Genomic DNA, 22,911 nt, shown 5'->3' on the forward strand with positions numbered 1-22,911 from the left:
GCCGAGAAGTTTGGTGAAAATATGCCTAAATAAGAGGCAATCTCAGCATACCGTCAATACGTACAGATAAGAGTTTTATACGTATCGGGGCCGCCTTTAAGCCATTTTGGCCGCTAATCATCGGGCAGCGATTCTAGCTACATCTTTATATTGCATCGCAACATAATGATGCCGCACACGCAAGATTCCGACGGGTTTTTCCTTGCCTGCCATTTTGTAATGACATAGCCTTACCTCATTTCCGGCTTCAAGGACGTCGCCATAATTAGGGAATGGCGGCAGTCTTTCGTAGACCAACTGGGCGGGTAAGGGCTAGACTGTTTGGTTAGAGGTTAAAAACACCTCTGCTGGTTGAGTCTAGGTCGTGACACGCTGCCGGAAATACTTCCCAAACTGAATCGCTTGTTGAGGCCTTTGCGGGCTTAACAATCGATTTCCCGTTGTGAACCTGGGAGGATTGTGATGCGCGCACTTATACAAGCTACCTACATCGTAACGGCCTCTGCGCTGCTGCCGTTCGGTGCGCTCTATACGGCGTCAGCCAACGAAGAGCTCGCGAAAATGGCCAAAAACCCGAAAGACTGGGTGATGCAGACGGGTGATTACGCCAATACCCGTTATTCCCCGCTCAAGCAGATCACCAAGGAGAACGTGAAGAACCTGCAGGTCAAGTGGACATTCTCGACCGGCGTGCTGCGCGGCCATGAGGGCGGACCGCTGATTGTCGGCGATGTGATGTATGTGCACACGCCGTTCCCGAACACGATCTACGCTCTCGATCTCAGCAAGGACGGAAAGATCCTCTGGAAGTACGAGCCCAAGCAGGACACGAACGTTATTGCGATCATGTGCTGCGACACCGTCAATCGCGGCGTTGCCTACGCACCTGCCGATGGCGACCGCCCGGCGATGATCGTTCTCAATCAGGCTGACACCAACGTTGTCGCGCTCGATGCCAAGACCGGAAAGCTTATCTGGTCAGCCAAGAACGGCGACGAGATCAATGGTGGAAAGGGCGAATCCGGCACGTCAGCGCCCGTCGTCATCAAGGACAAGGTTCTCGTCGGTGTCTCCGGCGCCGAATACGGCGTCCGCGGCTGGATAACCGCATACAATCTCAAGGACGGCAAGCTCGCTTGGAAGGCTTATTCGGAAGGTCCGGATGCAGACACGTTGATCGATCCCGACAAGACCACCCAGCTCGGCAAGCCGGTAGGAAAGGACTCAGGCACCAATACCTGGGAAGGCGAACAGTGGAAGACGGGCGGCGGCACGACATGGGGCTGGTATTCCTATGATCCCAAGCTGAACCTCGTCTACTACGGCACTGGCAATCCCTCGGCGTGGAATCCGGTCCAGCGCCCCGGAGACAATCGCTGGTCGATGACCATCTTCGCCCGCGATGCCGACACCGGCATGGCCAAATGGGTCTACCAGATGACCCCGCACGATGAATGGGACTATGACGGCGTCAACGAGATGATCCTCGTCGACGACATGGAGATCAAAGGCAAAAAGCATGATGTGCTGGTGCATTTCGACCGCAACGGTTTCGCCTACACCATGGATCGCGCCAACGGCGAGCTTCTCGTCGCCAACAAGTATGATCCGGCGGTGAACTGGGCCACCAAGATCAACATGGACCCCAAGAGCGACAAGTACGGTCGTCCAGAGGTCGTTGCGAAATACTCTCCCCAGGCGAACGGTGAAGATACGAACACCACCGGCATCTGCCCCGCGGCGCTGGGAACGAAGGACCAGCAGCCGGCGACCTACTCGCCGAAGACGGGCCTGTTCTACGTGCCGACCAACCATGTCTGCATGGACTACGAGCCTTACAAGGTCAGCTACACGGCCGGCCAGGCTTATGTGGGCTCTACTGTGTCGATGTATCCCGCACCGGGCGGCGAGAGCATGGGCAACCTGATCGCCTGGGACGCCGCGAAGGGCGAGATCGTCTGGTCGAAGCCCGAGCAGTTCTCGGTGTGGTCCGGGGCACTCGCGACGGCCGGCGACGTGGTCTTCTACGGCACGCTCGAAGGCTACCTCAAGGCGGTCGATAAGAACGGCAAGGAACTCTATAAGTTCAAGACCCCATCCGGCATCATCGGCAACGTCACGCCCTTCGAGCACGACGGCAAGCAGTACATCGCCGTTCTGTCGGGAGTCGGCGGCTGGGCCGGCATCGGTCTGGCAGGCGGATTGCTTTCGCCCGACCAAGCCGCAGCCTGGCACGGCGCCATCGATCAGGGCCGGGCGCAAGGCGACCAGAACACAGTTGTAGGCACGGCCGGTCTGGGCGCTGTCGGCGGCTATGCTGCACTTGCAGACTACACCACGCTGGGTGGCCAGCTGACCGTCTTCGGTCTTCCCGATTGACATCCGGGAGGGCTCGGAGAGCGACGGCCTGAAATATGAGAGCCCGGATCACCTGGAGGGACTTCCGGGCTCTCGATTTGCCGCTCACCCGAAACATCCATCAGTGTCCTCGCGACGGCACAACCTTTGTCCTTGGCAAAATAAGGAAGCGTCTGAATGTCTTCTCGCATTGCAATTTCCATTCTCGCCGTCGCTCTTCTCACTCTCGCCAGCTCAACTCTGGTGCGGGCCGAAGACAGTGCCGAAAAGGCCAAGGCGGTGAAGAACGACGGCGGCAAGTATTTGGACGCGGATGGAAACCCAACCTACAAGATAGAAAACGGAACGGTGGACTGGTACACGTTCAGTGGTTACCGCCGCTATCACTCGGACTGCCATGTCTGCCACGGACAAGACGGCACCGGCTCGAGCTATGCGCCGGCCCTGGCCAACAGCCTGAAAAACATCGACTACCCCACCTTCCTCTCGATCGTGGCCCAGGGCCGCAAGAATACCGGCAACGGCAAGGAAAACGTCATGCCTGCCTTCGGCGACAACAAGAACGTCTATTGCTACCTGGACGATCTTTACGTCTATCTGCGCGCACGCGCCGACGGCGCGGCGCCGCGCGGCAGGCCACCCAAGCACGAAGACAAGCCCAAGGCGGCGAAGGATGCCGAAGCATCCTGCATGGGGGGATGACATGACCGGCGGCGTTGCATCGAAGCTGCGCGTAATCCTGCCGATCCTCGGAGCGCTTGCCATGTTGCCGTCGAGCGCCGGGGCGCAGGGCGCCGGTCTCGGCGCTGCCGGAGAGCTGGTCGATCCCGACATCCTGCGCGTCTGCGCCGATCCTTCGAACATGCCATTCACCGACCAGAGCGGCCAGGGCTTCGAAAACAAGCTGGCTGAGCTCGTTGCAAGGAAGACAGGGCGGAAGACGGTCGCCTACACATGGTTTCCGACCGTCATCGGCTTCGTGCGCAACACGCTTGCTGCCAACCGATGCGATGTCATCATGGGCTATGCCCAAGGTGATGAGCTGGTGCAGAACACCAATGCCTACTATCGCTCCTCCTACGTGCTCGTGCATCCGAAGGACGACGACCTCGAGAGCGTCGAGACGATCGAGGATCCGAAACTCGCCGGCAAGAGGATAGGTGTCGTCGAACGCACGCCGCCAACTGCCAACATGGCCGCCAACAAACTCTTGCGAACGGCAAAAATCTACCCGCTGGCGGTCGATACGCGCGTCACCCCGTCGATGGGAGAGGTTGTGCTCAAGGACATGCTCGCCGGCAAGATCGATGCCGCGATCCTGTGGGGACCAATGGCAGGCTACTACGCCAAGCAACTCAACGCGAACGTTACGATCGTCCCCCTGGTCAAGGAAAAGACCGGCTCGCGCATGTCCTACCGCATTACCATGGGAGTACGTCCATCCGACCAGGAATGGAAGCGTACGCTCAACAAGGTGATCCGAGAAAACCAGGCTGAGATCAACAAGCTGCTGCTAGACTACAACGTCCCGCTGATCGACGAACATGACAACCCTATCACGGCGACGCCGGGGTGAGCTTGATCGGCATCAGCGGGAGAGAGGAGGGAAGGAACTGACCTTTGAGGTTGCTTTATTGCTTTGTTTTTTGGCTGTTTGAGTACCCAATCTTTCATTTGTCCATTTGTGAGGTAATGGACGAGCCATTGCATCGCCCGCAATGGCGCCAACGATATGACCGGCCCCTTCGGGCTGGCAGAAGAGGAGAATGCAATGAAGAAGAAGAACTGGAAGAAACCCACCATGTGCCAGGTGGCTGCGGGCTTCGAAATTTCGCGGTATCTGCCTGCTGAAATTCCTCCCAGGAAGTAGGCCGCAAAGGTGCGTGTCCTTGGCAACAGGGGCATGCACCTCCTTGCCGCGTGAGATCTTCGCGACGGCTTTGCGCGGAAAACGCGGGCGCGAAACCTTTTGCAGCGAGGATTTCCTGCCGCTCGGATGGGCTGCGGAGCGGGCATCATCATGCACGTGAAGATCATCGGATCGGCGGCGGGGGGCGGCTTTCCGCAATGGAACTGCAACTATCGCCTGAGCCGCGCAGCTCGCGCCGGGATGTCCGGCGTGCATTCACGAACCCAATCATGCATTGCCGCGTCGGCGGACGGGACAGGCTGGGTTCTCTTCAACGCTTCGCCCGACATTCGCCAGCAGATTGCGCAGACGCCTGACCTGCGGCCCGCAGCCGAGGCGCCGCTGCGCTCGACGCCTATCCGCGCGGTGGTGCTGACCAACGCCGATATAGACCATATCGCCGGCCTGCTCAGCCTGCGTGAACGACAGCCCTTCGCCGTCTATGCGACCGCACAGGTGCTGGCGACGCTGGAGGCGAATTCGATTTTCAGCGTTCTCGATGCGGCGATCGTGCCGCGACGCCTCCTGGCGCCAATGGGAGAACTGGCGATCTGCGATGCGGGCGGCCGTGAGACCGGTGTGGTCGTTGACGTCTTCCCCGTGCCCGGGAAGATCGCGCTCTATCTCGAGCAAAGTGGCGATCCCAGCGCCGATTTCAGCTCCGAAACGGGCGACACGATTGGAGTGCGCATCACCGGGGCCGGCAGTCGTGGCGCGGCCTTCTACATCCCGGGCTGCGCGCGCATCGATGCCGCCCTGCGCACGCGTCTGGCCGATGCCGCCTGCCTTTTGTTCGACGGCACCCTCTACACAGACGACGAGATGATCGCTGCCCAGGTCGGCCAGAAAACCGGCGCGCGCATGGGGCACATAGCAATGTCTGGAGAAGCAGGTTCGATTGCCGGTCTGGCCGATGTGAAGATCGGCCGCCGAATCTTCGTCCATATCAACAACACCAATCCTGTTCTCGACGAGAATTCCGCCGAACACGCGGCGGTCAAAGCGGCTGGCTGGGAAGTCGCCAGCGATGGAATGGAGCTGGAATTTTGAGCGATTTCCAACACGCGGCCAGAGATGGCCTGTCCAAGAGCGAGCTCGAGGCCTTGCTGCGGCAGATCGGTGCAGAGCGCTATCACAACCACCATCCTTTCCACCACAGAATGACCAGTGGCGCCCTGTCGAAGGCCGAGATGCAGGCCTGGGCGTTGAACCGGTATTGCTATCAGGCCGTCATTCCGCGCAAGGACGCCATGATCCTGGCACATGCCGTGGATCCGGCGTTTCGCGCCGCCTGGCGCAAACGCATCGAGGACCATGACGGCGAGGACGGCTGGAGCGGCGGCATAGCGCGCTGGTTGCATCTGGCCACCTCGCTCGGGCTCGATGCCGAAGCCGTCAAGAGCGAACGGCTGGCGCTGCCGGCGACCCGTTTCGCCGTCGGCGCCTACCTTTCCTTCTGCACGAACCGGACGCTGCTGGAGGCGGTCGCATCGTCGCTGACCGAAATGTTCTCGCCGCTCATCATCGGCGAGCGTGTGCCGGCAATGCTGGCCAAATATGATTACGTCACCGAGGATACGCTCGCCTATTTCAGCCGGCGGCCCGAACAGGCAGCGCGTGATGCCGACTTCGCCCTCGCCTACGTGCTCGGCCATGCCGATACGGCCGAACGCCAGCAACAGGCGATCGATGCACTGGTGTTCAAATGCGATATACTGTGGGCCATGCTCGACGCGCTTCAGCATGCCTATGGCGGGTCGGGAAATATACCGCCCGGCGCCTTCCGCCCGAAGGCAACCTGATGAGGGCGCTGCGCGAAAAAGCCATCGCGTCGTTGCGATCGGTGCCATCCCTGCCGAAGCACGTGCGCATACAGTACGACCCCGTGCGACAGGCCTTCGCCGTGCTTTCGCCGGAGAAGGTATTCTGGCCCAACGAAATCAGTCTCGACATATTGCGCCGATGCGACGGGCGATCCACGGTCGGCCACATCATCGCCGATCTTGCCGCCGATTATGACGCAGAACAGGAAGTCGTGGCGGCGGACGTCATCGCCTTCCTGCAGGAATGGTCGGACAAGCTGCTGGTGAAGCTATGAGTGAGCCCATTCTCCCTCCGATTGGCATGCTGGCGGAACTGACGCATCGCTGCCCGCTGCAGTGCCCTTATTGTTCCAATCCGCTCGAATTGCTGAAGGCCAATCGCGAGCTCGACACGCAGACCTGGCTCGATCTCTTCTCGCAGGCCGCCGATCTCGGCGTTCTGCAGGTGCATCTATCCGGCGGCGAGCCGACGCTGCGCCGCGACCTCGAACAATTGATCGCCGGTCTTTCGGCGCGCGGTGTGTATACCAACCTCATCACCGCCGGCATCAACATTGCCGAAGGCCGCCTCGAGGCCTTTGCCGAAGCCGGTCTCGACCATCTGCAGCTAAGTTTTCAGGGTGCCCATTCGGCGACCACCGACCGTATCGGCAACCACCGGGGCAGCCATGAAAAGAAGCTGGAGACGGCACGCCAGGCCCGCGCGGCCGGGCTGCCACTCACCATTAATGCCCCGATCCATCGTCACAACATCGAGCAAGTACCGGAGTTCATTGATCTTGCCCTCTCGCTGGGCGCGGAGCGGCTCGAGATCGCCAACGTACAGTATGCCGGCTGGGCGCTGGCCAACCGCGATTGGCTGATGCCCGAACGTGCCGCGGTCGACCGGCAGGCGGAGATCGTCGCGGCGGCGCAGCAACGGCTTGCCAGCATCATCAACATCGACTTTGTCCCGCCGGACTATTTTGCCATCTATCCAAAGCCGTGCATGGGCGGCTGGGCGCGAGACGCCTTCATGGTGACGCCCGACGGGACCGTGCTGCCGTGCCACGCCGCGCAGACGGTTCCTTCGCTCCGCTTCGAACGCTTCGGAACGCGCTCGCTCGCCGAGATCTGGACCGATTCGCCGGCGTTCAATGCCTTCCGCGGGACCGAATGGATGCAAGAGCCATGCCGAAGCTGCGAGCGGCGCGAGATCGATTGGGGCGGCTGCAGATGTCAGGCAATGGCGATTGCCGGCGATGCCGCCGCAACGGATCCGGTCTGCATCAAGTCTCCGATCCACGCTCGAATGGCCATGCTCATCGAAGAAACGCAACACACCGTGGCAAATACTGCGTCGGACGAAGCTTTCATCTATCGTCGGATAGGAGTTGGCTCGGAACAAGAGCAGTGCAAAAGTGTTCGCTAGCCTTGTTTCCGTCCATGACGCTTCTTTTCGCGAACATTTGCAACCACCCCTAGCAATCCAATATCGAGGCCTTCACGGCTTGGATGAGATCGATGACGAAATGTGGCCACGACCATGCCGTCGCGGAGGTTGCAATTCGAGAAGAGCGCGGGCCCACCAGCGATGAGTTTGAGGCGTCCGCCTGGACGCCGAGATCCTTTTGCGGTCAGTTCGGGTTTGCGCAAAATTCGTGCGGATTTGGCATAGAGCAAAGAGGCGCGACCTCATTGCGGCTAGGAGTGGCCAAGCATCAATTGGCAGGAGAGCTCCGTGCAACCTTCAATTCTGGATAAATATGGCGAGGCGCGCCTGCCGCGCTATACAAGCTACCCGACGGCGCTGCGGTTCTCGTCGGCGGTCGGCGGCGACGCATATGGAAACTGGCTGAGGAACCTGCCAGCCAGCGATCCCGTATCGCTATACCTGCACATCCCGTTCTACCGGTCGATGTGCTGGTACTGCGGTTGCCATACGACGATAACCCGGAAGGACCGCCCGATCCTCGACTACCTCGGCGTGCTAGGCGAAGAAATCAGCCTGGTTGGCGCGCGAGTTCCCAACCGCCTGCCGGTGGCCGAAGTACATTTCGGCGGCGGCACGCCAACTATAATTTCCCCTACGGAGTTCCTTGTGCTGATGGCCCTTATGCGTCGGCATTTCGCATTTTCCGACCTGACGGGGATCGCCGTGGAGATCGACCCGCGCGGGCTTACGGCCGAAATGGCCGACGCGCTGGGCATCGCTGGTGTCAGCCGGGCGAGCCTCGGCGTCCAGAGCTTCGATCCAATGGTGCAGAAGGCCATCAACCGGATCCAAAGCGAGAAGCAGACTGCCGGGGCCGCCGACCGTCTCCGCTCCGCCGGTGTTGGTGGCATCAATTTCGATCTGATCTATGGCCTGCCGCACCAGACGGCCTGCGTCGACACTGCCAATGCGGCAATCGCCATGCTTCCGAATCGCCTTGCCGTGTTCGGCTACGCGCACATCCCGACGTTCAAGAAACACCAGAGGATGATCGACGAAAACGCCCTGCCCGATGCCGCGGCGCGCAACGACCAGGCCAAAGCGATTGCCGAGACGCTGGTCGCCGCGGGCTACAGGCAGATCGGCCTCGACCACTTCGCACTGCCTGGAGACGACCTCGTCGAGGCGCGGGAAGCGGGCCGGCTGAGACGCCGGTCGAGACGGATACGGCAAGGAAATCCCGTAAGGTCAGTCGAGGCGAAATCCCGAAGCGCCAAATATGAGGTGGCGACCCGTAATCAGGGGAACTTTGAGGACAGGCCCCTCCTCATTCCATCCCTGAATCGGTGAGCCCGCGACATATGAATGACTCTTCAGCGTGCCCTGCCAGATCGTCGGGAAATCAACGCCCCTACTTCGTCTCAGATTGCATTCCCTGACAAGCCTGGAGACAATATCGGCCAAAGGGCGACCTCTTCGATAAACTGATGATTTTGAAAGAGTTCATGATCTCAGGCGCCCGCATTGATTCAAATCAATATGGCTCGGGCATTTCGCTCACTGGTGTCGCCAGACTCGAATCTCCCACGGTCGCCGCATAGCCGATCGACGGGATCGACCGATCAATCGCAAACCGCGGCGATATCTTAGCGTCGGTCATATTCGGCATCAAAAACGCGAGTCTTTGCGGCAGCGCAAAGAACCCTTTCATTCGTGGAATAAGCAGACAAATAGGTTCATGTTTTCGGCTTGTCGATCCGGGACAAGCTGAGCCAACCTCATCTTCGCCGTCGCTTGCCGCGGTCGGTGGGATGGCCGGCGCGTGTCCCGGCGCGGAGTTCGAGGTCTTCGTCTTCGGCCGGCTGCCGCTTGCACTGTCGGGCCGATGTTACCACGCCCGCATTCATGGCCTGCACAAGGATTCCTGCCAGTTCACCTGCGAAAAAGACCCGGATGGCCTGGCAGTCGAAACCCTCCACGACCAGCCTTTCCTGGCGGTCAATGGCGTGCAGACTCTCTCTAACCAGATGCAGGCCTTCTGCCGCACACCCACCGATCTCGCCTCGAAAGGCGTCGGCCGCATCCGCCTGTCTCCCCACACTTGCGACATGGTCGAGGTGGCGAAGACCTACAAATCGCTTCTAGACGGGATCGAGGATCCCAAGGGTGCTCGCTTTGTCCTCTCTTGCCTTGATCTGCCCGGGTCGCTGGTCGACGGATACTTCCATGGCAAGCCGGGATGGCAAGCGACCACTTCGATCTGAAGAAGGCGGACTTTGACGGAAAAATGACCCAGATCGCAATCGTGACCGTATCGGACCGTGCAAGCCGCGGCCGAGCAGATGGCGAGGGAGAAACTGGAGCACGCCCGTCTTCCGCGAATTGAACGCCGGCGTCCATTCCTTTCCCATCGTGAGGCGGGAGCAGCGCCTGCAGGCTCCCGGGTTTTTGCGGTGATGGAGGACCAGATCGCGACCCCGTCTCGACGTGTATGCTCGGTTTCGAAGGGAAGATGACAGGCCAGTGCTTTGCGATCTGGCGGCGGGGGCGCGAAATCTTGCACAACAGCTCATTGCCTCTCCGCTCGGAACAACCAACTCGATCGGAAGCCGGCCGCCTGGTTCCCTGGATGCATTCTGCGAATTCGCGGCCGAGTCTTACGTCAATGCGGGCGACACCCTCGCCTTGCAGGTCGACCGCGACCGATCACAAATCCTTGCAACGAGCGCGATCAGGCGCCTGGCTACTTTGAGGTACATCGAGGAGCAGCAGGCTTGATGATCTCGCCATTGTGGCGGAGCCCGCATGCGGCTGGTCGTACCAGCAGCCAGGCGTCAAATGGGCGCTTTGGTCGGTTGTCGCGCCCGTAGTTTTGGTCGAACGAGCATGCCGCCAAACAGGACCGCAAAGCCAAGAAAAGCTGCCGCCCATAGGGCGGCCGATATGTGAAGGAGCATCACTTCCCCAGGTGCGAACGCCGCACACAGGCGAAAAACGGCGGCAAGCACAATCACGACAAAGATCGTGCATACACCGATGCTAGCCCGCAATTCGCGGCCTGTATGTCCAAGCGTGGTGCGGGTCATGACGGCGAGCGTCATACACGCCACCGCTCCCACGCCAAAGGCGTGAATGCCTGCTACCGGTGGGATCCTCTCGGGAAGAATGATTGCCAGGCCGGCGAGAAGAAAGCCGAGTGGCACAAAGGCGAACGCGACGTGCAGGATCAGCACCAGCGGATCACGCAACGTGCGATAGCCAGCCCAGCGTATGATCCGGATAGTGTTGAGGACTCCCCCGGCAATCAGCATTGCGCACGTCCAAGCGCTCCCGGGAAAAACAGCCCATGCCATTAATGCGGTCCCGGAGAGAGCGATCGTCACGACGTCGAGACGGCTGAATGGGGCGGGCAGGCGTCCTGGATTTTCGCGCGCCAACCAATTGCGGGTGAAACTGGGAACAATCCGTCCGCCTATGATCATGATGAGAACGACCGCGGCAGCGAGCCCGAGCCGGCGGCTTATATCCGAGACGCCTCCGTAGTGCGCTTCGGCATGAAACATCACGTTGGCTGCCAGAAGCACGGCAACAGGCAGCAGCACCTTGAGGTTTCGCCAGTTTCGACCCGCGATGATTTCGGTCGCGGCGGCGGTGGCGACAGCCAGGAGGAAGGCGCAGTCGATCGCGGCTCCGACGAGCCAGCCGGTCTCGGCCGAAAAGAATACGGCGAAGCGACCCGCAAGCCACAAAAGGACAAGTGCCAGAAGGGGCAGGCCTTGCACCGGCAGCCGTCCGGTCCAGTTCGGGATGGCGGTCAGCAGGAATCCTGTCACGACCGCCGCAAGATAGCCAAACAGCATCTCGTGGACATGCCAATCGATTGGCTGGAAGACGCTGAAGGTTTCGAGGCGGCCGTAAAACAAGGGCAGCCACAACAGGATAGCCGCTCCAGCATAGAGCGAGCCGAGAAGAAAGAACGGCCGGAAACCGTAAGACAGAACCGCCGGATAGGCGCCCGGCCGCGTGCGTGGAATTGCCATGGCGTGCATTTCAAAGATGGAAACCCCGGGCAGGTTGTGTCTGCCGCAAGGTTTCCGTGATTTTCAAAGCGAGATATTCTCGGCCTTCAATTGCCTGCTGGAACTTGAGCCAGCAATGCCTCGAACACCTTCTTCGCCTTGCCCGGCTGCTTGACGGTTGTGGCCTGTTCGAGGTTGACCGGTTTGCCGACCACGATCAGGGCCACCATACCCATCCCGTAGTGAGGCGTGCATTTCACGCCGTAGAGGCCCTCTTTGTCGAGCTTGACCGTGATCTGTTCGCCGGCCTTGCCCTTGAAGGGCTCGACACCATCCGGGAGCATGCCCTTGATGCTTTCAGCATCGTGGCCCTTGTCGGTCGGCACGAAGGTGACGGTGTCGCCAGGTGCTGCCTGGACGAAGTCGGGCTGGAAGACCATAACGCCTTTCTCGCCCTTGTTGAGCATCTGGACCTGGTGATCGGCCGCCTGGGCAGCCCCGGCCAATACTGTCGCCGCGAGCGCAGCGACGATGGTTGCGTATCTCATGATCTTGCCTTTCTGTCCGATTATTGTCGACGGTGTTCACCGCTGCGGTTCTTTTAGGCCGGCTCCGGTATTGGGACTTTGACGCAGCGCAAACTCGATTTGAGAATCGAAGAAAAAAGGCCGCGGCAAGTGCCGCTTGCCGCGCGTTGGTCGCCCATGACATTGTGAGGCTGGAAAACATGAACTGATCACAGTCAAGACTTGGAAGGGGAAATGCAGTTGAGTCGCCTGGATCGCTCGCTGATTGCCGGGCTGTCTGCCTTTCAGGGCATAGCCCCGACGGATCTTGACTTCATGATCGGCCAAGCCCGGTCGTTGCGGATTGCCAAGGACCAGCCAGTGTTCGAGCAGGAGCAGGAAGCGCACGCTTTTTTCTTGCTGCTCGATGGACACGTCCGTGTCGTGAAAACAACAGCCGATGGGCAAGAGATAACCGTGCGGTACATTAGCCCCGGCGAACTAATGGGCATCGCCCACGCGATAGGCCTCACCACTTATCCGGCCAGTGCAATGTGCGCCGTCGATTGCGTCGTGCTTGCCTGGCCAGGCCATTTCTGGTCGAAATTCGCCGATGCTTTCCCGAGTTTTGGCGCCAGCACCTACAAGACCGTGGGCAGTAGGCTGCAAGACGCCCACACACGTGTCATCGAGATGTCCACCGAACAGGTCGATCAACGCGTCGCCCATGCCTTGCTCAAGCTGGTTAAGCAGACAGGCAGGAAGACCGAGGAAGGTATCCTGATCGACTTCCCAATTTCACGCCAGGATATCGCCGAGATGACAGGAACGACGCTCCATACGGTGAGCCGGCTGCTCTCGTCGTGGGAGGAAAAGGGTCTGGTCAAAAGCGGGCGCCAGAAGGTGACCGTTGTCGAGCCGCACCGCCTGCTCGTACTCGCCGAAGGGCGCACGGACAAAAACTAATTCGCGTCTTTTCGATCGATCGCGGCCTGGAGCTCGCTGCGCAGCAGTTCCTCGCTCAGGCCGTGCTCGTGTGCTGCGTCGGATATTGTGTGGAACGAGGCAATCGGGCAGCCGACGCAAAGCATGCCGAGTTGGAGAATGACCCTGTTGGTCGCTGGCCAGCTTCGCATAATTGCGTCCATTGTTGCGTCGTCATTGAACCGCGGTTTCATGCCAGTTGTCCCAGCTTGGAAGTAAACACATTGCCGCCGCGGTGCGTGTTGTTCGTTGCGCTTGGACAAAGAGGCACCCGTTCTCGTCTCGCCTCGCGCAAAGAGAGGCTAACCGTCATGCCGGCGGCGGGAGACTGGTTTCAATCCTCCGCAACCCCTCCAAACGGTCGCAGTTACGCAACAATCAACAGGGCAAGCGGCAAACTCGCCACTCGGCCGGGCGCCTCTCTCCAACGATGCCACGTGCAAAACGGCCCATATCAGCCTGTCCTTCGCTGGATTCGGATTTGCGCCAACGCAAAGACGGGCCACGCAATCAGGCTATTTTAGCACCATCAAATGGGTGAAGCCAAAGGAGACGGAAATGCTTACCAGACGTGAAGCTTTGTTAGGATCTGTCCTTACCGCTGCCGCAGTTGCAGCGATTGGCACAATGCCGGTAGTGGCAAACGCAAAGGAAGTTGCGGGGTTGCCGCGTGAAAAGGTGACGTTGGTCGCGCCGCCACTCGTCCACGCCCACGATCAGGTCGCCAAGAGCGGCCCGAAGGTCGTTGAATTCACGATGACGATCGAGGAGAAGCCGATGGTCATCGACGCCGACGGCACGCAGCTCAACGCGATGACCTACAACGGGTCGATCCCCGGCCCCTTGATGGTTGTCCATGAAGGCGATTATCTCGAGCTCACGCTGATCAACCTCGACACGAATACGCTCGCCCACAACATCGATTTCCACGCCGCGACTGGCGCGCTGGGTGGCGGCGGACTGACGCTGGTCAATCCCGGCGAGCAGGTCACGCTGCGCTTCAAGGCTACCCGGTCGGGAACCTTCGTCTACCACTGCGCGCCTGGCGGAGCGATGATCCCGTGGCACGTCGTGTCCGGTATGAGCGGGGCTGTGATGGTGCTGCCGCGCGACGGCCTCAAGGACGACAAGGGCAAGCCGATCAGCTACGACCACATCTACTATGTTGGCGAGAACGACTTCTACATCCCGCGCGACGAGCAGGGGAAATTCAAGAAGTACGACTCGGCCGGCGACAACTACGACGATACCGTCAAGGTCATGCGCGGGCTGATCCCGACCCATGTCGTGTTCAACGGCAAAGCAGGATCGCTGACCGGCGCGAACGCCATGAAGGCCAAGGTCGGCGAAACCGTTCTGATCGTCCATTCCCAGGCTAATCGCGATACCCGTCCGCACCTGATCGGCGGTCATGGCGACTATGTCTGGGAACAGGGCAAATTCGCCAACCCGCCGGCCAAGGACCTGGAAACCTGGTTCATCCGTGGCGGGTCGGCAGGTTCGGCACTCTACACCTTCTTGCAGCCGGGCATCTATGCCTATGTGAACCACAATCTGATCGAGGCGGTCGAACTCGGAGCGACTGCGCACTTCACGGTCGAAGGAACCTGGGACGACGATCTGATGACGCAGGTCGAAGCGCCCAAGGCAATTGCCTCGTAGACGGGAGATCCGATCCTCGGTGCAACCCTTCGGCAAAGATGAAGGGTTGCACTCGCGGCGGGCTTGATGCCATGTCCTTCGATCCTGTCTTCACCTTCGGAGCAATTGGGGCCGCAGCGCTGATCGGGCTAGGCCTGTCCCAAGCGCTCGAGAGCGGTTCTCCGGAGTCTCCTCGGCCACTCGGCGCAAGCGAACTGGTTGTTCTTGCGACCGGGTCGTTTGACCATCCGCAACCGGGTGAATTCCTGAGGGAGAGCCATCCGGTCGCGGCACCGGTCGTCAGGGAAACCATCGATACGCCACTGGAAATCATGAAATATCAGGTAAGCGTGTCGGACTACGGCCGCTGTGTGGGTGATGGCGCCTGCAAACTTGCCGACTCACGCAAGATCGGCAACGTTCCCGTTACCGGCGTGAGCGACATGGATGCCGAAGCGTATGCGACCTGGCTGTCAGCCCGCACGGGCGAGACATGGCGGCTGCCGACGGACGTCGAGTGGGTCTATGCCGCCGGCGAACGATTCCGGGGCGACATAGAGAGTGATGAAAGCGACCCGAATAACCCGGCGCTGCGCTGGCTCGCTCAATACCGCATCGAAACGGCGCTTGGGCGCAAGCCGGATCCTGAACCAAGGATCCAAGGTGGCTTTGGTGTCAATTCCAAGGGAGTGGCGGACGTTGCCGGCAACATCTGGGAATGGACGTCGACGTGCTACATTCATGCAACCATGGCCAGCGACGGCATGGGCGTTGCGAGTTCGATCGACAATTGCGGAGTGCATGTTGTGGAAGGCTTCCACCGCACTTACATGTCGAACTTCATCCGCGACGGCAAGAGCGGCGGCTGTGCGGTTGGAACCCCGCCCGACAATCTGGGTTTCCGGCTGGTCCGCGATCGGCCCAGTCTTGTGCAAGCTACCCTTCGGCGCCTCGGATTATCCTGACAACATAGACAAGACTGCATGATGACATCGAAATCAGCGTTGACAGATCGGGCTCGCCCCGTCGCCGAACAGCCTTTGGACCATGCTGGCGTCGATCGGGGGTCAATTGGAAAACTGGTCCGCGCGTTCTATGCCAAGGTCAGGAGCGACGAGCGGCTCGGGTCGATTTTCGCACGCGAGATCACCGGCGATTGGGAACCACATCTCGAGAAAATGACGGACTTCTGGTGTTCGGTCATTCTGAAGAGCGGTGACTATCACGGCCGACCGGTGCCGGCGCACCTCAAGCTCAAGGATGTCACGGAGGTCGACTTCGAGATCTGGCAGGCCCTGTTCGGTCAAACGGCAGCCGAACTCTTGGCCCCGGAAATGGCGGCGGTGTTCGTCGACCGCGCCGAACGGATAGCGACAAGCTTGAAACTCGCGATGTTCTTTCGCCTCACTTCCGCCACGACAGGCGGCGGCCAATAGGCTGGCTTTGGCGAAACAAGGCCGGCGCCTCAAAGGCCAGCGCCAGATTTGATTTTGCGCAAGGAAAGTGTCCTCGGAATTCCTAATTTCGTTGCATGGCTCTCAATCTCTTCATTGGCACGATCGTCATAAGCCTGACGGTCCTGGTTCACACGTTTGGTCTGATCGCCGTTACGCATGCGATGGGATACTTGGTCGCGCGGTTTCGTATGCACGGACGCCGCAGCCGTATCGTCGCTATGATCAGCGTGGTGATGGGGCTCTTTGCCGTCATGACCGTGGAGGTCTGGCTCTGGGCAGGCCTATACAGGTTGCTTGATATCTTCGCCGACTTCGAAACCGCGCTCTATTTTTCGACCATAACCTTTTCGACCGTCGGCTATGGCGACATCGTGCCCGCTCACGCGTGGCGTGTCCTGGCGGCGCTCGAGGGCGTGAACGGGTTCTTGCTTATCGGCTGGTCGACCGCCTATCTGATCGCGGCAGGCACCCGCATCGGCCCGTTCAAGGCCGGGGAGCATTTCTGACCCGAGCCGATGCTCAGACCGCTGCCGAATGCTTGGCTTTGCCGGTTTCGAAATACTTATCGAACTTCGCCGCGATGCTTCTGACAAAGGGGCGACTTTCCGCCGGCACGACGAAACTATCGCCATCAAGCTCAAGCAACCTTTTGGGGTCCTGTAGGGTGGAACTTGCCTTGAGCAGCAGCCTTTGGCCGGCTTCGCCAAAGCGCTCCACCAGTTCGATCGCCGAGAAGGCGAAGTCACACATCAGCCGCTCGATGATCCAGCCACGAACACGGTCGTCGTCGGAAAGAGCGATGCCGCGGACAGCCGCCAGCCCGCCATTAGCAACAAGGCGTCCATATTCGCTGGTCGAAGGCATGTTCTGTGCATAGCCCTGCCGAAACTGGCTGATGGATGACGGGCCGAGCCCGATCAATGTTTCGCAGCGATCCTCCGTGTAGCCCTGAAAGTTCCGGCGCAGAGTTCCTGCGCGGGCTGCAAGCGCCAGCGCATCGCCCGGTTTGGCGAAATGATCGAGGCCGATTGCTTCGTATCCCCGGTCCACGATCGCCCGTGCCGCCAGTTGCGATTGAGCAAACCGTTCCGTGGGACCGGGCAGCCACACCTCATCGATCATCGTTTGATGCTTCTTGAACCAGGGCACATGCGCGTAGCCGAAGAGCGCCATCCTGTCTGGTTCCAAAGTCAGCGCCTGCGCCACGGTGGAACAGACGCTTTCACTGGTCTGATGAGGCAAGCCGTAAAGCAGGTCCAGATTGACCGATTCGACGCCGCGCGAACGAACGCCGTCGACGACCGCCTTGGTCTGCAAGAAGCTTTGCTCGCGGTTGATCGCTTTCTGCACTTTCGGATCGAAATCCTGCACGCCAAGGCTCGCTCGCGTCATGCCTATTTCGGCGAGCGCATCGAGGCGCGCTTCGTCCATGTCGTTGGGTTCTATCTCAACGCTGATTCTTGCATCCGGAAGAAAGTCAAAGCAGTCTCGCAAGACAGTTCCCAGTGCCACCATATCGTCGGGTCTCAGCATGGTTGGCGAGCCGCCGCCGAAGTGGGCGGCGCGGACACGGCCCTTGCCGCTGACAAGACGGGCTACCGTCGCGATCTCCGCGTGCAGCGAGCGAAGATAAGCAGCCACCGGCTGGTAGTGACGGGTCTGTTTGGTATGGCACGCGCAGAACCAGCACAGCTTGTCGCAATAGGGAATATGCAGGTACAACGATATCTCGTCATTGCCCTCGATCGCATCCATCCAGCTGCGAACCACTACGGCATCGATCCCCGCATGAAAGTGCGGCGACGTCGGATAGCTCGTATAGCGCGGAACGTTTTCGCCCGCCGCGACGGTCGGATTTGCTTGTATGTCGTTGGCGGCTGTAGTCTGCATGAGCGGCAATCTAGAAATAGCGAAGTGCCTAAACCTTGATTTCAATCAAGGCGGCCTGCCGCAAGGACAAACTGACGCAACATTTTCTCGCGGCAGCGGTGGTATCTTGCCGGCACGCTGATCTCGAGCCCATGAAAATGACCATTAGACAGGACGTTCACAGTGCCGGCATTCCAGTGCTTTGCCAGTCGTGCGAGGCACGGCATCGCGGTGTTTGTGGTGCGCTCGACCCGGACCAACTGGTCGGACTGGCCAAGGCCTCGTCGAAGCAAGAGGTTGGGCCCGGTGCGGAGCTGGTGGGTGACGCTGAAACCGTCGACAGCTTTTCAAACGTCCTGTCCGGTGTGGTAAAGCTGACCAAGAGCCTTTCGGACGGGCGCCAGCAGATCGTGGGCCTCCAGTTCGCGCCCGATTTTCTGGGGCGGCCTTTCAAGGTCGAAAGCGCCATCAACGCCGAAGCGGCAACAGCCGTGTCCCTGTGCTCCTTTCCGAAGTCCGCTATCGAACGGATGATGAAGGAATCACCGGAGCTCGAGCATCGCCTGCTCAGGCAGACCCTGAACGAACTCGACGAGGCGCGTGATTGGATGGTCACCTTGGGACGCAAGAGTGCCTCGGAAAAGGTGGCCAGCTTTCTGCTGATGATCGCCAGAAACATTGACCCAACTCTTGATCCAGACACCAACGCGACGAGCTTCGATCTGCCGCTCACGCGTGCCGACATCGCCGATTTCCTCGGCTTGACAATCGAGACGGTCAGCCGCCAGCTGACCAGGCTGCGAACGGACGGGGTCATCCGGATCGAGAACAACCGGCATGTGGAAGTCGAAAGCCTTGGCCGGCTTGAGCGCCGCTCCGGCGCCTAGCTCGCGTCTCCGATCCCGATCATCGGCAGGACATGTTCGCGTTCAAATGCGATGTGCCGGCGCAAGTTCTCGAACAGGCCGCGCAACATGAAACCGATGGCCTCGGGGTTCTCGACTGTCTCGCCATGACCGATGGCCAGCAGAATTTCGGTCACCTCATCGGCAAAGCATTCATCTTCTACATGTTCGGCCCGCAGTCGCCGGGTTGAGGCAAGGTTCGCATTGCTGCCGACCACGGCCTCCTCGTAGGCGGGGAAGATTACCGTCTCTTCGTATCGATGAATGTCGCGCAGCAGAGGAACGATCGCGTTGGCCGTGCCGAGGCATTTCAGGCGATCGACGCTGGGCAAGGCATCTGCAATTCTCTCCAAAGCATCGCAGAGTTGCAGCTTTTCCCTGTGCGCGCGCTTCATCACCGCGGCCGGGACCACGTCTCCGGATCGATCAGCTGGTTCGGGATTTCCATCGCCTGCTTCGAACAGCGACGATTCCTGCCCATTCTTCCGGGTCAACGGCGACCTCCAGTCATTTGCGGACCGACGCTGCCCAATCCGAAAGCACTGGGCTTTGACATGGATCAAGGCGGCGACAACGCGACTGCTGAATTGGTGTCAAGCGGATTGGCGTCCGCGCGTCGGAATCGGAGGTCGGGGACAGGTCATGAAGTTCGGCACGCAAATCTTCGCTTTGGGCCTGTTCACATTTGGGGCTCTTGTGGCAGCCGGGTTCGGTGTGGACGAGCCATTCCGGCAGCATATGTGGGTGCTGTTCTTTGTGCTGCTCGGCTTTGTCGCCATCCTCATCCGCAACACGAATTTCAAAGTGGCTGCTCCGATCGACCCGTCTGCCTACATGGATGGGCCAATCCGCTATGGCGCCATCGCCACCATGTTCTGGGGCGTCGTTGGTATGCTGGTCGGCGTCGTCATTGCGCTGCAGCTTGCCTATCCCGATCTCAACATTCAGCCCTGGTTCAACTTCGGTCGTCTGCGGCCATTGCATACGTCGGGCGTCGTCTTCGCCTTCGGCGGCAATGCGCTGCTCTGCACGTCCCTGTATGTCGTCCAGCGCACCTGCCGCGCCCGGCTATTCGGGGGCGATCTCGGTTGGTTCGTGTTTTGGGGCTACCAGCTCTTCATCGTTATGGCCGCGACCGGCTACCTGCTCGGCATTACCGAGAGCCGCGAATACGCCGAGCCCGAATGGTATGTGGATATCTGGCTGACCATCGTCTGGGTCGCCTATCTCATCCTGTTCCTCGGCACGATCCTGAAACGCAAGGAGCCGCACATCTACGTCGCCAACTGGTTTTACCTCTCCTTCATCGTCACCATAGCGATGCTGCACGTGGTCAACAACCTGTCGATGCCGGCCTCATTCCTGGGTTCCAAGAGCTACTCGGCCTTTTCCGGGGTCCAGGACGCCCTGACGCAATGGTGGTACGGGCACAACGCCGTTGGCTTCTTCCTGACTGCCGGCTTCCTCGGCATGATGTATTATTTCGTACCCAAGCAGGCAAACAGGCCGGTCTATTCCTATCGCCTGTCGATCGTCCATTTCTGGGCAATTATCTTTCTCTACATCTGGGCCGGGCCGCATCACCTGCACTACACCGCCCTACCCGATTGGGCGCAGACGCTCGGCATGGTGTTTTCGATCATGCTGTGGATGCCGTCATGGGGTGGCATGATCAACGGCCTGATGACGCTGTCGGGCGCCTGGGACAAGCTCCGCACCGATCCGATTATTCGCATGATGGTGATGGCCATCGCCTTCTACGGCATGTCGACCTTCGAAGGTCCGATGATGTCGATCAAGGCGGTCAACTCGCTGTCGCATTATACCGACTGGACCATCGGGCACGTCCATTCGGGCGCACTCGGCTGGGTTGGCATGATTTCGTTCGGCGCGCTCTACTACATGGTGCCGAAGCTCTGGAACCGTCACCGTCTCTATTCGCTGCGGCTGGTCACCTGGCACTTCTGGCTGGCGACGCTCGGGATCGTCGTCTACGCCTCGGTCATGTGGGTGTCCGGCATCATGCAGGGCCTGATGTGGCGCGAATACGACGAGCAGGGCTTCCTGGTCTACTCCTTCGCCGAAACTGTCGCCGCTATGCACCCCTACTATGTGATGCGCGCGATCGGTGGAGCCATGTACCTCTCCGGCGCCCTGATCATGGCCTGGAACATCGCCATGACCATCCTTGGATACCAGCGCGAGGAAGAGCCGATGCCCGGCTCCGTTCCCGCCCTTCAGCCTGCCGAATAAGGAGCCAGAAAATGGGCTTGATGGACAAACACGCGCTGATCGAGAAGAACGCCACGCTTCTTCTCGTAGGTTCACTTCTCGTCGTCACCGTGGGTGGCATCGTCGAGATCGCACCTCTCTTCTACCTCGACAATACGATCGAGAAGGTCGAAGGCATGCGGCCCTACTCGCCGCTCGAGCTCGTCGGGCGCAACATCTATGTGCGTGAGGGATGCTATCTCTGCCATAGCCAGATGATCCGACCGTTCCGTGATGAGGTCGAGCGCTACGGGCATTACAGCTTGGCGGCCGAGTCGATGTATGACCATCCCTTCCAGTGGGGATCGAAGCGTACCGGCCCGGACCTCGCCCGGGTTGGCGACCGCTATTCCAATCTATGGCATGTCGAGCACCTCACGGATCCTCGTTCGGTGGTGCCCGAATCGATCATGCCGAGCTACGCGTTCCTGAAGGACACACCGATCGAGGTGAAGGACTTCTCAACGCACCTGGTCGCCAACCGGCGTGTCGGCGTCCCCTACGGCGATGACATGATCGCACACGCGAACGCCGATCTGTTGGCGCAGGCTGATCCCAACGCCGATACATCCGGCCTCGAAGCCCGCTACCCCAAAGCCAAGATCGGCGACTTCGACGGAAACCCACGACAGGTCACCGAAATGGATGCCCTCGTCGCCTATCTCCAGATGCTCGGCACGCTGGTCGATTTCAAGAACTACGACGAAGCCGCCGGCTACCGCTGAGGACTTTTATCCATGGATTACAATTTGATGCGGGAGTTCGCTGACAGCTGGGGTCTGGTCGCCATGGCTCTGTTCTTTGTCGGCGCAATCGCCTTTGCCCTACGCCCCGGCAGCCGCAAGCTCGCCGACGAAGCTGCCCGGATTCCCCTTGAGGACGAGTGATCATGAGCGACGAGCACATCGATGAAATCTCTGGTGTTTCAACCACTGGCCACGAATGGGATGGTATCCGCGAGTTGAACAACCCGCTTCCGCGCTGGTGGGTCATCACGTTCTACATCACCATTGTCTGGGCGATCGGATACACCATCGCCTATCCGGCATGGCCTTTGCTGCATTCGGCAACAAAGGGCATGCTCGGCTATTCGAGCCGTAACGAAGTCAAGAACGAGCTGTCGGTGGCTGAAGCGGCGAAGGGGAAATATGTCGCGGCGATCGAGTCGAAGAGTGTTTCGGAGATCGCGGCGGACGATACCTTACGCGAATTCGCCGTCGCCGCCGGCAGTGCCGCGTTCAAAGTCAATTGTGTGCAGTGCCATGGCTCCGGCGCCCAGGGCTCCAAGGGCTTCCCCAACCTTAATGACGACGACTGGCTGTGGGGCGGCAAGGCGGATCAGATCCAGCAGACGGTCACGCATGGCATCCGCTTCGCTTCCGATCCGGATACGCGCCTTTCGGAAATGCCAGCCTTTGGCGACATCATCACCGCCGACCAGATCAAACAGGTCAGCGCCTACGTGGCCAGCCTGTCCGAAACCGTCAGCGATCAAACGTTGGTGGTGCCCGGCGCCAAGGTCTTTGCCGACAATTGCGTCGCCTGTCATGGCGACAACGCAAAAGGCAACAAGGAGCTCGGCGGCCCCGATCTGACCGATGCCATCTGGCTCTATGGGTCCGGCGAGGCAGCCATCGCCGCCCAGGTCCGCGCGCCGAAACAAGGCGTGATGCCGGCCTGGGGCGGGCGCCTGGGCGAGACCAAAGTCAAGGAGCTGGCGGTCTACGTGCATTCGCTTGGCGGCGGAGAATAGGA

24 protein-coding genes and 1 pseudogene are annotated in these 22,911 nt (G+C 60.0%); 20 read left to right on the forward strand and 5 right to left on the reverse strand.

The features are described 5' to 3' along the window. The first annotated feature begins 462 nt into the window (after positions 1–462). From NKH03_RS23825 to NKH03_RS23870, 10 genes and pseudogenes are all read left to right on the forward strand, one after another. Positions 463–2,379 (forward strand): methanol/ethanol family PQQ-dependent dehydrogenase, encoded by a 1,917-nt coding sequence (locus NKH03_RS23825; protein WP_352970883.1) that lies wholly within the window; start codon positions 463–465, stop codon positions 2,377–2,379. Between the two features lie 156 nt (positions 2,380–2,535). Continuing rightward, positions 2,536–3,060, forward strand: coding sequence for a c-type cytochrome, methanol metabolism-related (locus tag NKH03_RS23830; RefSeq protein WP_352873264.1), 525 nt, complete (start codon positions 2,536–2,538; stop codon positions 3,058–3,060). A gap of 1 nt (position 3,061) precedes the next feature. Next, positions 3,062–3,934, forward strand: coding sequence for a substrate-binding domain-containing protein (locus tag NKH03_RS23835; RefSeq protein ID WP_352873265.1), 873 nt, complete (start codon positions 3,062–3,064; stop codon positions 3,932–3,934). A gap of 195 nt (positions 3,935–4,129) precedes the next feature. After that, positions 4,130–4,228 carry a pyrroloquinoline quinone precursor peptide PqqA gene (locus tag NKH03_RS35060; protein ID WP_502911062.1) on the forward strand — a complete coding sequence of 33 codons (99 nt, stop codon included), beginning with the start codon at positions 4,130–4,132 and terminating at the stop codon, positions 4,226–4,228. Positions 4,229–4,378: 150 nt separating this feature from the next. Beyond that, a complete protein-coding gene (gene pqqB / locus NKH03_RS23845; RefSeq protein WP_352970886.1) occupies positions 4,379–5,317 on the forward strand; it encodes a pyrroloquinoline quinone biosynthesis protein PqqB in 939 nt (312 codons plus the stop codon). Next, on the forward strand, positions 5,314–6,069 hold the full coding sequence (gene pqqC, locus NKH03_RS23850; RefSeq protein WP_352970889.1) for a pyrroloquinoline-quinone synthase PqqC: 756 nt from the start codon (positions 5,314–5,316) through the stop codon (positions 6,067–6,069). Before pqqB ends, pqqC begins: the two co-directional genes overlap by 4 nt. Continuing rightward, complete coding sequence (pqqD, locus tag NKH03_RS23855; RefSeq protein WP_352873271.1) at positions 6,069–6,365, forward strand: pyrroloquinoline quinone biosynthesis peptide chaperone PqqD; 297 nt, start codon at positions 6,069–6,071, stop codon at positions 6,363–6,365. The genes pqqC and pqqD overlap by 1 nt, the downstream gene beginning before the upstream one ends. Continuing rightward, complete coding sequence (pqqE, locus tag NKH03_RS23860) at positions 6,362–7,501, forward strand: pyrroloquinoline quinone biosynthesis protein PqqE (protein WP_352970892.1); 1,140 nt, start codon at positions 6,362–6,364, stop codon at positions 7,499–7,501. Before pqqD ends, pqqE begins: the two co-directional genes overlap by 4 nt. Positions 7,502–7,810: 309 nt before the next feature. Beyond that, positions 7,811–8,716 (forward strand): annotated as a pseudogene (locus tag NKH03_RS23865) (radical SAM protein); the annotation flags it as partial. A 599-nt stretch (positions 8,717–9,315) separates the two neighbouring features. Further along, positions 9,316–9,768, forward strand: a complete 453-nt coding sequence (locus NKH03_RS23870) for a U32 family peptidase (RefSeq protein ID WP_502913553.1) — start codon at positions 9,316–9,318, stop codon at positions 9,766–9,768. Between the two features lie 570 nt (positions 9,769–10,338). On the opposite strand, the gene NKH03_RS23875 is transcribed toward NKH03_RS23870, so the two are convergent. Together NKH03_RS23875 and NKH03_RS23880 are read right to left on the reverse strand one after the other, a co-directional pair. Next, complete coding sequence (locus NKH03_RS23875) at positions 10,339–11,544, reverse strand: NnrS family protein (protein WP_352970895.1); 1,206 nt, start codon at positions 11,542–11,544, stop codon at positions 10,339–10,341. A gap of 86 nt (positions 11,545–11,630) precedes the next feature. Next, positions 11,631–12,071: a pseudoazurin gene (locus tag NKH03_RS23880; protein WP_352873339.1), complete on the reverse strand. Its 441-nt coding sequence runs from the start codon at positions 12,069–12,071 to the stop codon at positions 11,631–11,633. A 219-nt stretch (positions 12,072–12,290) separates the two neighbouring features. Here NKH03_RS23880 and NKH03_RS23885 point away from each other — a divergent pair, with 219 nt between their 5' ends. Further along, the gene (locus NKH03_RS23885) at positions 12,291–12,995 is read left to right on the forward strand and encodes a Crp/Fnr family transcriptional regulator (RefSeq protein WP_352970935.1); all 705 of its coding nucleotides are present in this window, start codon (positions 12,291–12,293) and stop codon (positions 12,993–12,995) included. On the opposite strand, the gene NKH03_RS23890 is transcribed toward NKH03_RS23885, so the two are convergent. Further along, entirely contained in the window at positions 12,992–13,207 is a 216-nt protein-coding gene (locus NKH03_RS23890) for a DUF1858 domain-containing protein (RefSeq protein ID WP_352970897.1), read from the reverse strand. The two genes, NKH03_RS23885 and NKH03_RS23890, sit on opposite strands and share 4 nt — an antisense overlap. A 364-nt stretch (positions 13,208–13,571) precedes the next feature. Between NKH03_RS23890 and nirK the strand changes: the two genes are divergently transcribed. The 4 genes from nirK (at position 13,572) to NKH03_RS23910 (ending at position 16,617) form a co-directional block, all read left to right on the forward strand. Beyond that, positions 13,572–14,675: a copper-containing nitrite reductase gene (gene nirK / locus NKH03_RS23895; RefSeq protein ID WP_352970900.1), complete on the forward strand. Its 1,104-nt coding sequence runs from the start codon at positions 13,572–13,574 to the stop codon at positions 14,673–14,675. A gap of 71 nt (positions 14,676–14,746) precedes the next feature. Further along, complete coding sequence (locus NKH03_RS23900) at positions 14,747–15,619, forward strand: SUMF1/EgtB/PvdO family nonheme iron enzyme (protein WP_352970903.1); 873 nt, start codon at positions 14,747–14,749, stop codon at positions 15,617–15,619. A 21-nt stretch (positions 15,620–15,640) separates the two neighbouring features. Further along, positions 15,641–16,090 carry a group III truncated hemoglobin gene (locus NKH03_RS23905; protein ID WP_502913554.1) on the forward strand — a complete coding sequence of 150 codons (450 nt, stop codon included), beginning with the start codon at positions 15,641–15,643 and terminating at the stop codon, positions 16,088–16,090. A 95-nt stretch (positions 16,091–16,185) separates the two neighbouring features. After that, positions 16,186–16,617 (forward strand): potassium channel family protein, encoded by a 432-nt coding sequence (locus NKH03_RS23910; protein WP_352873333.1) that lies wholly within the window; start codon positions 16,186–16,188, stop codon positions 16,615–16,617. A gap of 13 nt (positions 16,618–16,630) precedes the next feature. On the opposite strand, the gene hemN is transcribed toward NKH03_RS23910, so the two are convergent. Continuing rightward, positions 16,631–18,001 carry an oxygen-independent coproporphyrinogen III oxidase gene (gene hemN, locus NKH03_RS23915; protein WP_352970908.1) on the reverse strand — a complete coding sequence of 457 codons (1,371 nt, stop codon included), beginning with the start codon at positions 17,999–18,001 and terminating at the stop codon, positions 16,631–16,633. A 137-nt stretch (positions 18,002–18,138) separates the two neighbouring features. On the opposite strand from hemN, the gene NKH03_RS23920 reads away from it, so the two are divergent. Further along, positions 18,139–18,867 (forward strand): Crp/Fnr family transcriptional regulator, encoded by a 729-nt coding sequence (locus NKH03_RS23920; protein WP_352873329.1) that lies wholly within the window; start codon positions 18,139–18,141, stop codon positions 18,865–18,867. On the opposite strand, the gene NKH03_RS23925 is transcribed toward NKH03_RS23920, so the two are convergent. Further along, the gene (locus NKH03_RS23925) at positions 18,864–19,280 is read right to left on the reverse strand and encodes a hemerythrin domain-containing protein (protein ID WP_352876399.1); all 417 of its coding nucleotides are present in this window, start codon (positions 19,278–19,280) and stop codon (positions 18,864–18,866) included. The two genes, NKH03_RS23920 and NKH03_RS23925, sit on opposite strands and share 4 nt — an antisense overlap. Before the next feature lie 247 nt (positions 19,281–19,527). On the opposite strand from NKH03_RS23925, the gene ccoN reads away from it, so the two are divergent. From ccoN to ccoP, 4 genes are read left to right on the forward strand one after another with little or no spacing between them, the layout of a single operon-like run. Next, the gene (ccoN, locus tag NKH03_RS23930) at positions 19,528–21,138 is read left to right on the forward strand and encodes a cytochrome-c oxidase, cbb3-type subunit I (RefSeq protein ID WP_352873327.1); all 1,611 of its coding nucleotides are present in this window, start codon (positions 19,528–19,530) and stop codon (positions 21,136–21,138) included. 11 nt (positions 21,139–21,149) lie between these two features. Further along, a complete protein-coding gene (gene ccoO, locus NKH03_RS23935) occupies positions 21,150–21,881 on the forward strand; it encodes a cytochrome-c oxidase, cbb3-type subunit II (protein WP_352873325.1) in 732 nt (243 codons plus the stop codon). 12 nt (positions 21,882–21,893) lie between these two features. Continuing rightward, a complete protein-coding gene (locus tag NKH03_RS23940) occupies positions 21,894–22,043 on the forward strand; it encodes a CcoQ/FixQ family Cbb3-type cytochrome c oxidase assembly chaperone (RefSeq protein ID WP_023759205.1) in 150 nt (49 codons plus the stop codon). Positions 22,044–22,045: 2 nt separating this feature from the next. Beyond that, positions 22,046–22,909, forward strand: a complete 864-nt coding sequence (gene ccoP, locus NKH03_RS23945) for a cytochrome-c oxidase, cbb3-type subunit III (RefSeq protein ID WP_352970910.1) — start codon at positions 22,046–22,048, stop codon at positions 22,907–22,909. The last annotated feature ends 2 nt before the right edge of the window (positions 22,910–22,911 follow it).

It is taken from the genome of Mesorhizobium sp. M1406, from assembly GCF_040317555.1.
In the GTDB taxonomy this organism is placed as follows: domain Bacteria; phylum Pseudomonadota; class Alphaproteobacteria; order Rhizobiales; family Rhizobiaceae; genus Mesorhizobium.

What these genes read in the sequence shown, in the direction of transcription:
- NKH03_RS23825 (WP_352970883.1), top strand. Translation starts at nt 463, where the DNA reads ATGCGCGCACTTATACAAGCTACCTACATCGTAACGGCCTCTGCGCTG.
- ccoN (WP_352873327.1), top strand. Translation starts at nt 19,528, where the DNA reads ATGAAGTTCGGCACGCAAATCTTCGCTTTGGGCCTGTTCACATTTGGG.
- ccoO (WP_352873325.1), top strand. Translation starts at nt 21,150, where the DNA reads ATGGGCTTGATGGACAAACACGCGCTGATCGAGAAGAACGCCACGCTT.
- NKH03_RS23875 (WP_352970895.1), bottom strand. Translation starts at nt 11,544, where the DNA reads ATGGCAATTCCACGCACGCGGCCGGGCGCCTATCCGGCGGTTCTGTCT.
- NKH03_RS23880 (WP_352873339.1), bottom strand. Translation starts at nt 12,071, where the DNA reads ATGAGATACGCAACCATCGTCGCTGCGCTCGCGGCGACAGTATTGGCC.
- NKH03_RS23900 (WP_352970903.1), top strand. Translation starts at nt 14,747, where the DNA reads ATGTCCTTCGATCCTGTCTTCACCTTCGGAGCAATTGGGGCCGCAGCG.
- NKH03_RS23920 (WP_352873329.1), top strand. Translation starts at nt 18,139, where the DNA reads ATGACCATTAGACAGGACGTTCACAGTGCCGGCATTCCAGTGCTTTGC.
- pqqE (WP_352970892.1), top strand. Translation starts at nt 6,362, where the DNA reads ATGAGTGAGCCCATTCTCCCTCCGATTGGCATGCTGGCGGAACTGACG.
- NKH03_RS23905 (WP_502913554.1), top strand. Translation starts at nt 15,641, where the DNA reads ATGACATCGAAATCAGCGTTGACAGATCGGGCTCGCCCCGTCGCCGAA.
- NKH03_RS23835 (WP_352873265.1), top strand. Translation starts at nt 3,062, where the DNA reads ATGACCGGCGGCGTTGCATCGAAGCTGCGCGTAATCCTGCCGATCCTC.
- NKH03_RS23925 (WP_352876399.1), bottom strand. Translation starts at nt 19,280, where the DNA reads ATGAAGCGCGCGCACAGGGAAAAGCTGCAACTCTGCGATGCTTTGGAG.
- NKH03_RS23910 (WP_352873333.1), top strand. Translation starts at nt 16,186, where the DNA reads ATGGCTCTCAATCTCTTCATTGGCACGATCGTCATAAGCCTGACGGTC.
- NKH03_RS23870 (WP_502913553.1), top strand. Translation starts at nt 9,316, where the DNA reads ATGGCCGGCGCGTGTCCCGGCGCGGAGTTCGAGGTCTTCGTCTTCGGC.
- ccoP (WP_352970910.1), top strand. Translation starts at nt 22,046, where the DNA reads ATGAGCGACGAGCACATCGATGAAATCTCTGGTGTTTCAACCACTGGC.
- NKH03_RS23830 (WP_352873264.1), top strand. Translation starts at nt 2,536, where the DNA reads ATGTCTTCTCGCATTGCAATTTCCATTCTCGCCGTCGCTCTTCTCACT.
- NKH03_RS35060 (WP_502911062.1), top strand. Translation starts at nt 4,130, where the DNA reads ATGAAGAAGAAGAACTGGAAGAAACCCACCATGTGCCAGGTGGCTGCG.
- pqqD (WP_352873271.1), top strand. Translation starts at nt 6,069, where the DNA reads ATGAGGGCGCTGCGCGAAAAAGCCATCGCGTCGTTGCGATCGGTGCCA.
- NKH03_RS23940 (WP_023759205.1), top strand. Translation starts at nt 21,894, where the DNA reads ATGGATTACAATTTGATGCGGGAGTTCGCTGACAGCTGGGGTCTGGTC.
- pqqB (WP_352970886.1), top strand. Translation starts at nt 4,379, where the DNA reads ATGCACGTGAAGATCATCGGATCGGCGGCGGGGGGCGGCTTTCCGCAA.
- hemN (WP_352970908.1), bottom strand. Translation starts at nt 18,001, where the DNA reads ATGCAGACTACAGCCGCCAACGACATACAAGCAAATCCGACCGTCGCG.
- nirK (WP_352970900.1), top strand. Translation starts at nt 13,572, where the DNA reads ATGCTTACCAGACGTGAAGCTTTGTTAGGATCTGTCCTTACCGCTGCC.
- NKH03_RS23890 (WP_352970897.1), bottom strand. Translation starts at nt 13,207, where the DNA reads ATGAAACCGCGGTTCAATGACGACGCAACAATGGACGCAATTATGCGA.